Annotated in this window: 13 protein-coding genes; 10 read left to right on the forward strand and 3 right to left on the reverse strand. The window is 64.4% G+C overall.

Going from position 1 to position 14633, the window contains the following annotated elements:
* Positions 1-267: 267 nt before the first annotated feature.
* The 9 genes from DBY63_RS17815 to DBY63_RS17855 all read left to right on the forward strand — a co-directional run bounded on the left by DBY63_RS17815 (position 268) and on the right by DBY63_RS17855 (position 10130).
* Positions 268-1017: a gamma-glutamyl-gamma-aminobutyrate hydrolase family protein gene (locus tag DBY63_RS17815; protein WP_074583978.1), complete on the forward strand. Its 750-nt coding sequence runs from the start codon at positions 268-270 to the stop codon at positions 1015-1017.
* Between the two features lie 34 nt (positions 1018-1051).
* Complete coding sequence (locus tag DBY63_RS17820) at positions 1052-2410, forward strand: glutamine synthetase family protein (RefSeq protein WP_027600160.1); 1359 nt, start codon at positions 1052-1054, stop codon at positions 2408-2410.
* Positions 2411-2432: 22 nt separating this feature from the next.
* Positions 2433-3791, forward strand: coding sequence for an aspartate aminotransferase family protein (locus DBY63_RS17825; protein WP_027600869.1), 1359 nt, complete (start codon positions 2433-2435; stop codon positions 3789-3791).
* Positions 3792-3896: 105 nt separating this feature from the next.
* Entirely contained in the window at positions 3897-4994 is a 1098-nt protein-coding gene (locus DBY63_RS17830) for a polyamine ABC transporter substrate-binding protein (protein ID WP_044341587.1), read from the forward strand.
* 149 nt (positions 4995-5143) lie between these two features.
* A complete protein-coding gene (locus DBY63_RS17835; protein WP_169853377.1) occupies positions 5144-6202 on the forward strand; it encodes a polyamine ABC transporter substrate-binding protein in 1059 nt (352 codons plus the stop codon).
* Between the two features lie 54 nt (positions 6203-6256).
* Positions 6257-7411, forward strand: coding sequence for a polyamine ABC transporter ATP-binding protein (gene potA / locus DBY63_RS17840; RefSeq protein WP_027600163.1), 1155 nt, complete (start codon positions 6257-6259; stop codon positions 7409-7411).
* Positions 7408-8316 carry an ABC transporter permease subunit gene (locus DBY63_RS17845; RefSeq protein ID WP_037006730.1) on the forward strand — a complete coding sequence of 303 codons (909 nt, stop codon included), beginning with the start codon at positions 7408-7410 and terminating at the stop codon, positions 8314-8316. The genes potA and DBY63_RS17845 overlap by 4 nt, the downstream gene beginning before the upstream one ends.
* The gene (locus DBY63_RS17850) at positions 8313-9209 is read left to right on the forward strand and encodes an ABC transporter permease subunit (protein ID WP_027600164.1); all 897 of its coding nucleotides are present in this window, start codon (positions 8313-8315) and stop codon (positions 9207-9209) included. The genes DBY63_RS17845 and DBY63_RS17850 overlap by 4 nt, the downstream gene beginning before the upstream one ends.
* Positions 9210-9335: 126 nt before the next feature.
* Positions 9336-10130: a thymidylate synthase gene (locus DBY63_RS17855; protein ID WP_027600165.1), complete on the forward strand. Its 795-nt coding sequence runs from the start codon at positions 9336-9338 to the stop codon at positions 10128-10130.
* Positions 10131-10147: 17 nt separating this feature from the next.
* Here DBY63_RS17855 and DBY63_RS17860 read toward each other — a convergent pair whose 3' ends face one another.
* The 3 genes from DBY63_RS17860 to DBY63_RS17870 all read right to left on the reverse strand — a co-directional run bounded on the left by DBY63_RS17860 (position 10148) and on the right by DBY63_RS17870 (position 11961).
* On the reverse strand, positions 10148-10642 hold the full coding sequence (locus tag DBY63_RS17860) for a gluconokinase (protein WP_108582514.1): 495 nt from the start codon (positions 10640-10642) through the stop codon (positions 10148-10150).
* 41 nt (positions 10643-10683) lie between these two features.
* Positions 10684-11547 carry an EamA family transporter gene (locus DBY63_RS17865; protein ID WP_027600866.1) on the reverse strand — a complete coding sequence of 288 codons (864 nt, stop codon included), beginning with the start codon at positions 11545-11547 and terminating at the stop codon, positions 10684-10686.
* 69 nt (positions 11548-11616) lie between these two features.
* Positions 11617-11961, reverse strand: coding sequence for a hypothetical protein (locus tag DBY63_RS17870; RefSeq protein ID WP_027600865.1), 345 nt, complete (start codon positions 11959-11961; stop codon positions 11617-11619).
* Between the two features lie 227 nt (positions 11962-12188).
* On the opposite strand from DBY63_RS17870, the gene DBY63_RS17875 reads away from it, so the two are divergent.
* Complete coding sequence (locus tag DBY63_RS17875; protein ID WP_027600169.1) at positions 12189-14633, forward strand: ATP-binding protein; 2445 nt, start codon at positions 12189-12191, stop codon at positions 14631-14633.

Here is a 14633-nt window from a genome sequence, read left to right on the forward strand (position 1 = left end):
GCGCTCCGACGCTTTGTCAGCGCCCCTGTTAAAAATATCAATCAGCGGAGTTACCACCCTGGAGTCAATCCGAAAGGCGGACCAAAGTCAACTGGAGGCAGCCCTGCTCGGAGGTGGTGCGCAGGCGCCTGTTTTTGGCGCATTTGGAGGGGCTGAAACACCTCTGTTTCGCCGCTTCTGTGCAGAATCTCGAAACTTTTTGCCGGTGGTTGTGAAAAATAACGAACAAGACTAGGCTCGGATGATTCCTGTTCAACCCGGTGCCCCATGTCCGCGCTGCCCCTCATAGGTGTCACAGCCTGTACCAGGCAACTAGGCCTGCATCCCTTTCACATCGCCGGTGACAAATATCTGCGCGCGGTGGTGGAGGGCGCCGAGGGCATGCCGCTGGTGATTCCGGCCCTGGCCGACCTCATCGCCACCGAGGCCCTGCTCGAGCGCCTGGACGGTCTGCTGTTCACCGGTTCGCCCTCCAATGTCGAGCCCCATCACTACCAGGGTGCGCCCAGCGAGCCCGGCACCCCGCATGACGCGGCCCGCGATGCCGTGACCCTGCCGCTGTTGCGCGCCGCCGTGGCGGCAGGCGTGCCGGTGCTGGGCATCTGCCGTGGCTTCCAGGAAATGAACGTGGCCTTTGGCGGCAGCCTGCACCAGAAGGTGCACGAGGTCGGTTCCCTCATGGACCACCGCGAACGCGGCGAGACCCTGGAGGAGCACTATGGCCTGCACCATCCGGTCGAGGTCCAGCCGGGCGGCCTGTTCGAGGCCCTCGGCCTGCCGGCGCGCTTCGAGGTGAATTCCATCCATGGCCAGGGCATCGACCGCCTGGCGCCAGGATTGCGCGCCGAGGCGCTGGCCCCCGACGGCCTGATCGAAGCCGTCTCGGTCCGCGAGGCCCGCGCCTTCGCCTGCGGCGTGCAGTGGCACCCGGAATGGAAGGTGCGCAGTCACCCGGTCTATCTCGCCTTATTCGAGGCGTTCGGCAAGGCCTGCAAGGCGCGCGCTGCCGAGCGCTGATGCTGTTCACCCCGCTCGAACCTTCGAGGTCTTTATGAGCACCCCGCTTGACCGGCTCACCGCCTGGTTGAAAGAACGCAAGATCACCGAAGTGGAATGCCTGGTCGCCGACCTGACCGGCATCGCCCGCGGCAAGATTTCCCCCACTGCCAAGTTTCTCAACGAAAAGGGCATGCGCCTGCCGGAGAGCGTGCTCCTGCAGAGCGTGACCGGGGACTATGTCGACGACGACATCTACTACGAACTGCTCGACCCGGCCGACATCGATATGCACTGTCGCCCGGACGATCGCGCGGTGTTCCTGGTGCCCTGGGCACTGGAGCCCACCGCCCTGGTGATCCACGACACCTACGACAAGCGCGGCATCCCCATCGAGCTGTCGCCGCGCAACCTGCTCAAGAAGGTGCTCAAGCTCTATGCCGAGCATGGCTGGCAGCCCATCGTCGCACCGGAAATGGAGTTCTACCTGACCAAGCGCAGCGACGACCCCGACTATCCGCTGCAGCCGCCGGTAGGCCGCTCCGGGCGCCAGGAAACCGGGCGCCAGTCCTTTTCCATCGATGCCGCCAACGAATTCGATCCGCTGTTCGAAGACATGTACGACTGGTGCGAGGCCCAGGAACTGGATCTGGATACCCTGATCCACGAGGAAGGCACCGCACAGATGGAGATCAACTTCCGCCATGGCGATCCGCTGCACCTGGCCGACCAGATCTTCGTCTTCAAGCGCACCCTGCGCGAGGCGGCGCTCAAGCATAACGTCACCGCCACCTTCATGGCCAAGCCCATGACCGGCGAGCCCGGCAGTGCCATGCACCTGCACCAGAGCGTGGTGGATCTCAAGACCGGCAAGACGGTGTTTTCCAACCCCGATGGCAGCATGAGCGAACTCTTCCTGCACCACATCGGTGGTCTGCAGAAGTACATTCCCGAGGCGCTGCCGCTGTTCGCCCCAAACGTGAATTCCTTCCGCCGCTTCCTGCCCGACACCTCGGCGCCGGTCAACGTGGAGTGGGGCGAGGAGAACCGTACCGTGGGCCTGCGGGTGCCGGATTCCGATCCGCAGAATCGCCGGGTGGAGAATCGCCTGGCGGGCGCCGATGCCAACCCCTACCTGGCCCTGGCGGCCAGCCTGCTGTGCGGCTATCTGGGCATGATCGAGAACGTCTCGCCCAGCGCGCCGGTGCAGGGGCGTGGCTACGAGCGTCGCAACCTGCGCCTGCCGCTGACCCTGGAAGCCGCCCTGGAGCGCATGGAGCAGTCGGCCACCCTGGAACGCTATCTGGGGAGTCGCTTCACCCGCGGCTATGTCGCGGTGAAGCGCGCCGAACACGAGAACTACAAGCGCGTGATCAGTTCCTGGGAGCGGGAATTCCTGCTGCTCAGCGTCTGACCGCGATCCGAGGAGAGGCTTCGTGAACACCTTTACCACCGCCCATTGGCAGGACCTGAGTCGCCGGCATCTGCTGGCGCCCTTCACCGACTATCGCCAGCTCAACGAAAAGGGCGCGCGCATCATCACTCGCGCCGAGGGCGTGCACCTCTGGGACAGCGAGGGTCAGCGCATCCTCGACGGCATGGCCGGACTCTGGTGCGTCAACGTCGGCTACGGCCGGGAAGAGCTGGTCGAGGCGGCTAGCCGCCAGATGCGCGAACTGCCCTACTACAACCTGTTCTTCCAGACCGCCCACCCGCCGGCGCTGGAGCTGGCCAAGGCCATTGCCGAGCTGGCACCGGAGGGCATGAACCACGTGTTCTTCACCGGTTCCGGCTCGGAGGCCAACGACACCGTGCTGCGCCTGGTGCGCCATTACTGGGCGACCAAGGGGCAGCCGGAGAAGCGCGTGGTCATCGGTCGCTGGAACGGTTACCACGGCTCGACCCTGGCCGGGGCCAGCCTGGGTGGCATGGCGGCGATGCACGAGCAGGGCGGTCTGCTGCCCGACATCGTGCACATCCCGCAGCCCTACTGGTTCGGCGAAGGCGGCGAGATGAGTCCCGAGGAGTTCGGCATCTGGGCGGCCGATCAGCTGGAGCGGAAGATCCTCGAGGTCGGGGAAGAGCGCGTCGCCGCCTTTATCGCCGAGCCCATCCAGGGCGCCGGCGGGGTGATCGTGCCGCCGGAAAGCTACTGGCCGCGGGTGCGCCAGATCCTCGCCAAGTACGACATCCTCTTCATCGCCGACGAGGTCATCTGCGGCTTCGGCCGTACCGGCGAATGGTTCGGCAGCCAGTACTACGGCAACGCTCCGGACCTCATGCCCATCGCCAAGGGGCTCACCTCCGGCTACGTGCCCATGGGCGGCGTGGTGGTGCGCGACGAGGTGGTCAGGGTGCTCGACGAGGGCGGCGAGTTCTATCACGGCTTCACCTATTCCGGGCATCCGGTAGCGGCCGCCGTGGCCCTGGAAAACATCCGCATCCTGCGCGACGAAGGCATCGTCGACCGGGTTCGCAGCACCACGGCACCCTATTTGCAGAAACGCTGGGCGGAGCTGGCCGACCACCCGCTGGTGGGCGAGACCCGTGGCGTCGGCATGGTGGCGGCGCTGGAGCTGGTGCGCGACAAGAAGACGCGGTCGCGGTACGAGGGTGGGGCGGGCATGCTCTGTCGCGAGCACTGCTTCCGCAATGGCCTGGTGATGCGCGCGGTGGGCGATACCATGATCATCGCGCCGCCGCTGGTGATCACGCCCGAGTCCATCGACGAGCTGGTTACCCTGGCGCGCCTGAGCCTCGATCAGACCCATGAGCTGCTGCGCCAGCGTGGCTAATGGGCGGCAAGGCTTGAGCGCGGCGGCGGACCTTGCCAGACTGCGCGCGGGCGCTGGCCGCGCACCGAATCAAAAGACCAACGATGACTTGAGGAGCACCACCGCATGAATGTTTTTGGCAAGACTCTTCTAGCGCTGAGCCTGGCCGGCCTCTTTGCCGGTAACGCCTCGGCGGACCCCAAGGTCCTGCACGTCTACAACTGGAACGACTACATTGCCGAAGACACCATCGCCAACTTCGAGAAGGAGTCGGGGATCAAGGTGGTCTATGACGTCTACGACAGCAACGAGACCCTCGAGGCCAAGCTGCTGGCCGGCCGTTCCGGCTACGACGTGGTGGTGCCGTCCAACTCCTTCCTGGCCAAGCAGATCAAGGCCGGCGTCTACCAGCCGCTGGACAAGTCCAAGTTGCCCAACTACAGCAACCTGGACCCGCAGCTGATGAAGACCCTGGAAGTCAGCGATCCGGGCAACCAGTACGCCATCCCCTACCTGTGGGGCACCATCGGCATCGGCTACAACCCGGCCAAGGTCAAGGCTGCCCTGGGCGACAATGCCCCGGTGGATTCCTGGGACTTGATCTTCAAGCCCGAGAACCTCTCCAAGCTCAAGGGCTGTGGCGTGGCGGTGCTGGATTCGCCCACCGAGATCATTCCCGCCGGTCTGCACTACCTCGGCTACAAGCCGGATAGCCAGGATCCCAAGGAGATCAAGGCGGCCGAGGACCTGTTCCTCAAGGTGCGTCCGTACATCACCTATTTCCACAGCTCCAAGTACATCTCGGACCTGGCCAACGGCAACGTCTGCGTGGCGGTCGGCTATTCCGGCGACATCGCCCAGGCCAAGGCCCGCGCGGCCGACGCCAAGAACGGCGTGACCGTGGCCTACAACATTCCCAAGGAAGGCGCTGGCACCTTCTTCGACACCATGGCCATTCCCAAGGATGCCGAGAACCCCGAGGGGGCGCTCAAGTTCCTCAACTACATCATGGAGCCCAAGGTGATCGCGGCGGTCAGCGACTACGTGCAGTATCCCAACGGCAACAAGGCGGCGACCCCGCTGGTGGCCGAAGAGATCCGCACCAACCCGGGGATCTATCCGACCCAGGAAACCATGGCCAAGCTGTACGCCTTCCCGGATCTTCCGGCCAAGACCCAGCGTCTGATGACTCGTACCTGGACCACCATCAAGTCCGGCAAGTGAGTTCTGCCGCCGCGTGCGGCTGACAGGACGGCACGCCGGAGTCACTCCGGCGTGCCGTACGTCTGTATGGACCGCTGAAAGGGTGTCGTCGCCGATGCCCACCATGAAAGGAGCCGCCCGTGCTTTCGTTGCGTAAAACCCTGCTGGCCATGACCACCCTGACCGTCATGGGAACCGCCGTCGCCGAGCCGACGGTACGCGTCTACAACTGGAGCGATTACGTCGGCGAGACCACGCTCGAGGATTTCCAGAAGGCCACCGGCATCACCCCGGTCTATGACGTCTTCGATTCCAACGAAACCCTCGAAGGCAAGCTCCTGGCCGGCCATACCGGCTATGACGTGGTGGTGCCCTCGAGCAACTTCCTGGCCAAGCAGATCAAGGCGGGTGCCTTCCAGAAACTGGACAAGAGCCAGCTGCCGAACTGGCAGAATCTCGATCCGGCATTGCTCAAGCAGCTGGAAAAGAGCGATCCGGGTAACCAATACGGCGTTCCCTACCTGTGGGGCACCAACGGCATCGGGTACAATGTCGACAAGGTCAAGGCCGCGCTGGGCACCGACAAGCTCGATTCCTGGGCCATCCTGTTCGAACCCGAGAACCTCAAGAAGCTGAGCAAGTGCGGCGTCTCCTTCATGGATTCGCCCGATGAGGTCTATCCGGCAGTACTGCAATACCTGGGACTCGATCCCAACAGCACCAACCCCGACGATTACAAGAAGGCCGAGGCGCAGCTGCTCAAGGTGCGGCCGTACATCACCTATTTCCATTCCTCCAAGTACATCTCGGATCTGGCCAACGGCAACATCTGCGTGGCCTTCGGCTATTCCGGCGATGTCTTTCAGGCGCGTTCGCGTGCCGAGGAAGCGAAGAAGGGCGTCAACATCGGCTACGCGATTCCCAAGGAGGGCGCGAACCTCTGGTTCGACCTCCTGGCCATCCCCAAGGATGCCAAGAACGTGAAGGAGGCCCATGCCTTCATCAACTATCTGCTGCAGCCCGAGGTCATCGCCAAGGTCAGTGACTATGTCGGCTACGCCAACCCCAATCCCAAGGCGGGCGAGCTGATGAATGCCGAGCTGCGGCAGGACGAGACCGTCTATCCGCCACAGGCGGTGATGGACAAGCTGTACGTCATGAAGGAGCTGCCCCCGCAACTCCTGCGCTTGGAAACCCGCAGCTGGACGCGGGTCAAGTCCGGCAAATAACCAACGCTAAGCGGACCGGCCCGGCCGGTCCCCGATTTTCCTGGGGAGATGTACATGGCGACCGCCACCAGTGCCTTCAAGAAAGCCGCCACCGGCGACAAGAAAGCCAAGGAAGTCCTGGTCAAGATCGACCGGGTCACCAAGAAGTTCGACGAAACCGTCGCTGTCGACGACGTCTCCCTGACCATCAACAAGGGCGAGATCTTCGCCCTGCTCGGCGGCTCGGGTTCGGGCAAGTCGACCCTGCTGCGCATGCTGGCCGGTTTCGAACGGCCGAGCGAAGGGCGCATCTTCCTCGATGGCGTGGACATCACCGACATGCCGCCCTACGAGCGGCCGATCAACATGATGTTCCAGTCCTATGCGCTGTTCCCGCACATGAGCGTGGAGCAGAACATCGCCTTCGGGCTCAAGCAGGACAAGCTGCCCAGGGCCGAGATCGAGGCCCGCGTGGCCGAGATGCTCAAGCTGGTGCACATGACCCAGTACGCCAAGCGCAAGCCGCACCAGCTCTCCGGTGGCCAGCGCCAGCGGGTGGCCCTGGCGCGCTCCCTGGCCAAGCGACCCAAGCTGCTGCTGCTCGACGAGCCCATGGGCGCGCTGGACAAGAAGCTGCGCTCGCAGATGCAGCTGGAGCTGGTGGAGATCATCGAGCGCGTGGGCGTGACCTGCGTGATGGTGACCCACGACCAGGAAGAGGCCATGACCATGGCCGAGCGCATCGCCATCATGCACCTGGGCTGGATCGCCCAGGTGGGCAGCCCCATGGACATTTACGAGACCCCGGCGAGCCGGCTGGTCTGCGAGTTCATCGGCAGCGTCAACGTCTTCGACGGCGAGCTGACCGACGACGGTGCCGACCACGCCATCATCCAGAGTCCGCAACTGGAACGGCCGATCTACATCGGCCACGGCATCAGTACCCGGGCTCAGGAAAAGCAGGTCACCTTCGCCCTGCGTCCCGAAAAGCTGCTGATGGGCACCAGCCTGCCGGCGGATCACGAGCATCCCGACTACAACTGGTGCAGCGGCACCGTGCAGGACATCGCCTACCTGGGCGGTCACTCGGTGTACTACGTGCGCCTGGCCTCCGGCCATCTGGTCCAGTGCTTCATCGCCAACGCCGAGCGCCTCGGCAAGCGACCCACCTGGGACGACGCCGTGGTGGTGTACTGGGAAGACGACAGCGGCGTGGTACTGCAAGCATGACCAGACCTCCCTTGCTCAAGCGCCTGCTCGATGGCCGCCGCCTGACCATCGGCGTGCCCTTCGTCTGGCTGTTCCTGTTCTTCCTGCTGCCGTTCCTGATCGTGCTCAAGATCAGCTTCTCGCTGGCGGACGTGGCCATCCCGCCCTACACCGAGCTGTTCAGCTACGCCGATCAGCAACTGGATATCGCGCTCAACTTCGGCAACTACCTGATGTTCGCCGACGATCCGCTGTATCTGGATGCCTATCTCGGTTCGCTGAAGATGGCCGGCATCAGCACCCTGATCTGCCTGCTGATCGGCTATCCCATGGCCTATGCCATCGCCCGGGCCAGTCGCGAGAAGCAGACGGTCCTGCTGCTGCTGATCATGATGCCGACCTGGACCGCCATTCTCATCCGCGTCTATGCCTGGATGGGGCTGCTGTCCACCAACGGTCTGATCAACAGCTTCCTGATGAATCTGGGGATCATCAGCAGTCCACTGCAGATGCTCAACACCAACTTCGCGGTGTACCTGGGGATCGTCTATTCCTATCTGCCGTTCATGATCCTGCCGCTGTTCGCCAACCTGGTGAAGCATGACCTGACCCTGCTGGAAGCCGCTGGCGACCTGGGCGCCAGCCGCTTCACCAGCTTCTGGAAGATCACCGTGCCGCTGTCCAAGAACGGCATCATCGCCGGCTGCATGCTGGTGTTCATTCCGGCGGTGGGCGAGTTCGTCATTCCCGAGCTGCTGGGTGGCCCGGAGACCCTGATGATCGGCCGCGTGCTCTGGCAGGAATTCTTCAACAACCGTGACTGGCCGGTGGCGTCCGCCCTGGCGGTGGTGATGCTGCTGATCCTCATCGTGCCCATCGTGCTGTTCAACAGAAACCAAGCCAAGGAACTGGAGGGCAAGCTATGAGAGGCCTCAAGTTCACCAACCTGATGCTGGTGCTCGGACTGCTGTTCATCTACCTGCCGATGGTCATCCTGGTCATCTACTCCTTCAACGAGTCGCGCCTGGTGACCGTCTGGGGTGGTTGGTCGGTGAAGTGGTACGTCGGGCTGCTGGACAACAGCCAGCTGATGAGCGCGGTGTTCCGCTCCCTGGAGATCGCCTTCTACACGGCCATCTCCTCGGTGATCCTCGGAACCCTGGCGGCCTTCGTGCTGACCCGCATCCCGCGCTTCCGCGGCCGCACCGTCTTCGGCGGCATGGTCACGGCGCCGCTGGTGATGCCCGAGGTGATCACCGGTCTGTCATTGCTGCTGCTGTTCGTCTCCATGGCCCAGCTGATCGGCTGGCCGCAGGATCGCGGCGTGACCACCATCTGGATCGCCCACACCAGCTTCTGCTCGTCCTATGTGGCGGTAGTGGTGTCGGCGCGGCTGCGCGAACTGGACCTGTCCATCGAAGAGGCGGCCATGGACCTGGGCGCCCGGCCGTGGAAGGTGTTCCTGCTGATCACCATTCCCATGATCGCGCCGTCGCTGGCGGCGGGCGGCATGATGTCCTTCGCCCTGTCGCTGGACGACCTGGTGCTGGCGAGTTTCGTGTCGGGCCCCGGCTCGACCACCCTGCCGATGGAGGTGTTCTCGGCGGTGCGCCTGGGTGTGAAGCCGGAGATCAACGCCATCGCCAGCCTGATCCTGCTGGCGGTCTCGCTGTTCACCTTCTTCGCCTGGTACTTCACCCGCCGCGCCGAGAAGAAGCGCCTGCAGGGGCTGCAGGAAGCCATGGATGCCACGGCCTCGGAGATCACCCAGCGCGAGCGCGAAACGGCGACCCTCACGGCGCCGCCAGCCAGCAGCTAGGTGTCCTGGAAAAGGCGGCCTCAGGGCCGCTTTTTTATGTCCGATGAGCAAGCCTGCGACAAGCGCGACCGCTGCAACAGGGCACGATTTGATACCATTTGCCTTTTGCCAGGTAGCGCTTCCGCCATGAAACAGTACCTCGACCTGATGCGCCACGTGCGCGAACACGGCACCTTCAAGAGCGACCGCACCGGCACCGGGACCTACAGCGTCTTCGGCTACCAGATGAGATTCGACCTGGCCGAGGGCTTTCCCCTGGTCACCACCAAGAAGTGCCATCTGAGATCCATCATCCATGAACTGCTGTGGTTCCTGCAGGGCGAGACCAATATCCGCTACCTGAAGGACAATGGCGTGTCCATCTGGGACGAATGGGCCGACGAGAATGGCGAGCTGGGTCCGGTCTACGGCTACCAGTGGCGCAGCTGGCCGGCACCCGATGGTCGCCATATCGACCAGATCGCCGGGGTGGTGGACATGATCCGCGCCAAGCCCGACTCGCGCCGCCTGATCGTCTCGGCCTGGAATCCGGCCCTGGTGGACGAGATGGCGCTGCCGCCGTGCCATGCGCTCTTCCAGTTCTATGTCGCCGATGGTCGCCTGAGCTGCCAGCTGTATCAGCGCTCCGCCGACATCTTCCTCGGCGTGCCCTTCAACATCGCCAGCTATGCGCTGCTGACCCTGATGGTGGCCCAGGTCACCGGGCTGCAGCCGGGCGAATTCATCTGGACCGGCGGTGATTGCCATCTCTATGCCAATCACTTGGAGCAGACCGATCTGCAGCTGACCCGCGAGCCACTGCCGCTGCCGACCATGAAGCTCAATCCGGCGGTCACCGACCTGTTCGCCTTCCGCTTCGAGGATTTCGAGCTGGAAGGCTATCAGGCCCACCCGCACATCAAGGCGCCCGTCGCGGTCTGAAGCGCTGGCCGCAGCGCTCAGGCGCCGTGGCCAGACGCCAGCACCTCATCCACCAGCTGCTCCGGCGACTTGCGCACGTCCAGCACCTGGGCTTCCAGGTGATCGGGCGCCTCCAGGGTATCGAGCTGGCTCTGCAGGAGCTTGGGATCGAAGAAGTGTCCGCGGCGACTGCCGATGCGCTCGGCCAGGAGCTCCGGCGAGCCCTTGAGAAACAGCAGGCGGACCCCTTCGAGGCCGCTCAGCAGGCGGTCGCGATAGATCTTTTTCAGCGCCGAGCAGGCGAACACCCGGGTGGTGCCCTCGGCCTGCGCCTGCTGCATGGCATCGTGGATGGCGTCCAGCCAGGGCCAGCGATCCTCGTCGGTGAGGGCGATACCCTTGGCCATCTTGTCCTTGTTGGCCTGGCTGTGAAAGGTGTCGGCATCGTCGAAACGACAGCCAAGCCGGCTGGCCAGGAGTTCGCCCAGGGTGGTCTTGCCACTGCCCGAGACGCCCATTATCAGATAGATCATCGTCGGTACTCCGCGTGAGGATTCGCCTCGCTATAGAGTGCCTAGAGCGGCGTTTGCTCCGGGGTCAGGCGGCTGCTCCAGGTGGCGCCGATGGACGCGACGATGATGCAGGCGAGGGCGAACCACTGGGCGATGCCCAGGATTTCGCCGAGGAACACCCAGCCGGAGAGGGCGCCCAGCGCGGGCTCCAGACTCATCAGGGTGCCGAAGGTGGACGCCGGCAGGCGGGTCAGCACCACCATCTCCAGGGCGTAGGGAATGGTCGTGGACATCAGCGCCAGGGCCAGTGCCAGCGGCCAGATTTCCGGTTGCAAGAGATTGCTGCCGCTGTGGGCGATGCCGATGGGCAGGATCACCAGGGCGCCGATGGTCGCGCCAAAGGCTACCGTGCCGGTGCCGTGCACCGCCCCCGCGCGCTTGCCCAGCACGATGTACAGCGCCCAGCAGGCACCGGCGCCCAGGGCCAGGGCGGTGCCCAGTGGATCCAGCGCCGAGGCGTTGTGGCCGAAGGGTAGGAGTACTGCCAGGCCGGCCACTACGAGCACGATCCACAGCAGGTCCAGCCAGCGGCGCAGGGCGCACAGTGCCACCACCAGGGGGCCGACGAATTCCAGGCCGACGGCGATGCCGATCGGCAGCCGCTGCATGGCCAGGTAGATGGTCAGGTTCATCACGCCCATGGCGATGCCATAGCCCAGCAGACTGCCCAGCGCCTCGCGGCGAAAGTTGCGCCAGGGGCGCAGCACCAGCAGCAGGACCAGCGCGGCGAAGATCAACCGCAGGGTGGTGACGCCCACCGGGTCGAGACGCAGGAACAGGGTCTTGGCCAGGCTGGCGCTGGTCTGGATCGAGGTCATGGCGACCAGCAGCAGGGCAACGGCGAACAGCGGCGAACGGGCAGACATCGGCAGGGCTCGACAAGCGGGCCCGCCAGCATAGGTCATCCTATCCGCGCCGCAAGGTTGGCTACGACCTCAACGTGTTTTGGAGCGCAGGTGCAGTTGTTCGGCGCCTTCGCGATTTTCCCGGACCTGGTCCAGGAACCGCTGCTGCTCCTCGCGCTGGGCCACCTGCACGCATTGCGCATAGCCCGCGTCCCAGCCCTGCTGATAGGGCTTTTCCGCGGCGAAGCGACGGGCGTCCTTGTGCTCGTAACCTATCCCGTTGACCGCCTGCTTGCCGGTCTGGCAGCCGTCGCTGAAGCCGTCGGCATAGGCCGGCGGATAGCCCTTGGCGATCAACTGGTCGTGATAGCTGGTGCAGGCCGCGAGCGCGGACAGCAGGAACAACAGCGGAATGAAACGACGAGAGCCAGCCATGGGGCCTCCTCACGGGATCCTACGCCTGATCCCCATGTAGAGAGCTTAGTAGGCGTCTGGTGAGAATTTCGTCAAAAAACGCGGGCGCCGGAAAATACCGACAGACGTTGCGCTAACCCCGCGCACCGCTGCGCTTAAATGCGCAGGGGTGCGCCGCTTGCCTTGCTTCGGCTGTCATCCCGGTCGCAGAATGCGGACACTGCTTGCATGCCTGACAAGGACTTACGATGCACGATCCCGTCGCGGCCGGTCTCCGGCTCGCTCCCGATGAGCTGACCCGCCCCTTCGCTCCCGAACAATTCTCCTTTGCCGATACCGATCAGCTCGAACCCTTCCGCGGCATCCTCGGTCAGGAACGCGCGGTGGAAGCCCTGCAGTTCGGGGTGGCCATGCCGCGGCCCGGCTACAACGTCTTTGTCATGGGCGAGCCGGGCACCGGTCGCTTCTCCTTCGTCCAGCGCTATCTCAAGGCCGAGGCCAAGCGCCAACCGACGCCCAACGACTGGGTCTACCTGAATCACTTCGAAGAGCCCCGCGCCCCGGGCGCCCTGGAGTTGCCGCCTGGTGAAGGCGAGGCTTTCGTGGCCGACATGGCGCATTTCATCGACAACCTGCTGGCGACCTTTCCGGCGGTGTTCGAGCACCCGGCCTTCCAGCAGAAGAAGAGCGCCATCGAGCGCGCCTTCAACCAGCGCTACGACCAGGCGCTGGACGTAGTGGAAAAGCTCGCCTTGGAAAAGGAGATCGCCCTCTATCGCGATGCCAACAATGTCGCCTTCACCCCGATGAAGGAGGGCAAGGCGCTGGATGAGGCCGACTTCGCCCAGCTGCCCGAGGCCGAGCGCGAGCGTTTCCACGCCGACATCTCCAGCCTGGAAGAGCGCCTCAACGAAGAGCTGGCCAGCCTGCCGCAGTGGCGGCGCGAATCGAGCAACCAGCTGCGTGCCCTGAATGAAGACACCATCATCCAGGCCCTGCAGCCGCTGCTGGCGCCGCTGTCGGAGAAGTACAACGACAATCCCGGGGTCTGCGCCTACCTGCAGGCCATGCAGGTGGATCTGCTCAAGACGGTGGTCGAGCAGCTGGCCGACGACGCCAAGCCCGACATGCAGCGGCGCAAGGAATTGCGCGAGCAGTACGAACCCAATCTGATCATCGGTCACCACGTCACCGGTGGTGCGCCGGTGGTGTTCGAGTCCCACCCGACCTACGACAACCTCTTCGGGCGCATCGAGTACCAGTCCGATCAGGGCGCGCTCTACACCAACTATCGCCAGCTGCGCCCGGGGGCGCTGCACCGCGCCAATGGCGGCTTCCTCATCGTCGAGGCGGACAAGCTGCTGACCGAGCCCTTCGTCTGGGACGCGCTCAAGCGCGCCCTGCATTCGCGTCAGCTGAAGATGGAATCGCCACTGGCCGAGCTGGGGCGGCTCACCGCCATGAGCCTGGCGCCGCAGCAGATCCCGCTGCAGCTCAAGGTCATCATCATCGGCTCGCGCAACATCTACTACACCCTGCAGGAGCTGGATTCGGACTTCCAGGAGATGTTCCGGGTGCTGGTGGACTTCGACGAAGAACTGCCGCTGCGCGACGAGAGCCTGGAGCAGTTCGCCCAGCTGCTCAAGACGCGTACCTCGGAGGAGGGCATGGCGCCTCTGACCTCGGCGGCCGTGGCCCGCCTGGCCACCTACAGCGCCCGCCTGGCCGAACACCAGGGGCGGCTGTCGGCGCGTATCGGCGATCTGTTCCAGCTGGTCAGCGAAGCCGACTTCATTCGCCACCTGGCGGGCGACGAGCGGACCGATAAGGGCCATGTCGAGCGCGCGCTCAAGGCCAAGGAGACCCGCACTGGTCGCGTCTGCGCCCGGGTGCTGGACGACATGCTCACCGGGCTGATCCTCATCGACACCCAGGGCGCGGCGGTGGGCAAGTGCAACGGCCTCACCGTGCTGGAGGTGGCCGATTCCGCCTTTGGCATGCCGGCGCGAATATCCGCCACCGTCTACCCGGGCGCCAGCGGCATCCTCGATATCGAGCGCGAAGTCAGCCTGGGTCAGCCGATCCACTCCAAGGGGGTGATGATCCTGACCGGCTACCTGGGCAGTCGCTATGCCCAGGAATTCCCGCTGTCGATCTCGGCCAGCATCGCCCTGGAGCAGTCCTATGGCTATGTCGATGGCGACAGCGCCTCCCTCGGCGAGGCCTGCACCCTGATCTCTGCGCTGTCGCGCACCCCGCTCAAGCAGTGCTTCGCCATCACCGGCTCCATCAACCAGTTCGGCGAGGTGCAGCCGGTCGGGGGCGTGAACGAGAAGATCGAAGGCTTCTTCCGCCTCTGCCAGGCCCGTGGCCTGACCGGCGAGCAGGGCGTGATCATTCCGCGCGCCAACGTCACCAACCTGATGCTCGACGAAACCGTGCTGGAAGCGGTCCGCGCGGGGCTGTTCCATGTCTATGCCGTACGTCAGGCGGACGAGGCCCTGTCGCTGCTGGTGGGCGAGCCCGCCGGGGCGCCGGATGCCAAGGGTCGCTTCCCCGACGGCAGCGTCAATGCGCGCGTGGTACAGCGTCTCAAGGAAATCGCCGAGCTCGAGCTGGAAGATGAACTGGCCGACAAACTCAGTGATAACTCCAAGGCAAAAGGGAAAAACAACCAAGCGGCGGAGAACTGA

It is taken from the genome of Pseudomonas sp. RIT411, from assembly GCF_003057735.2.
Taxonomy (GTDB): domain Bacteria; phylum Pseudomonadota; class Gammaproteobacteria; order Pseudomonadales; family Pseudomonadaceae; genus Chryseomonas; species Chryseomonas oryzihabitans.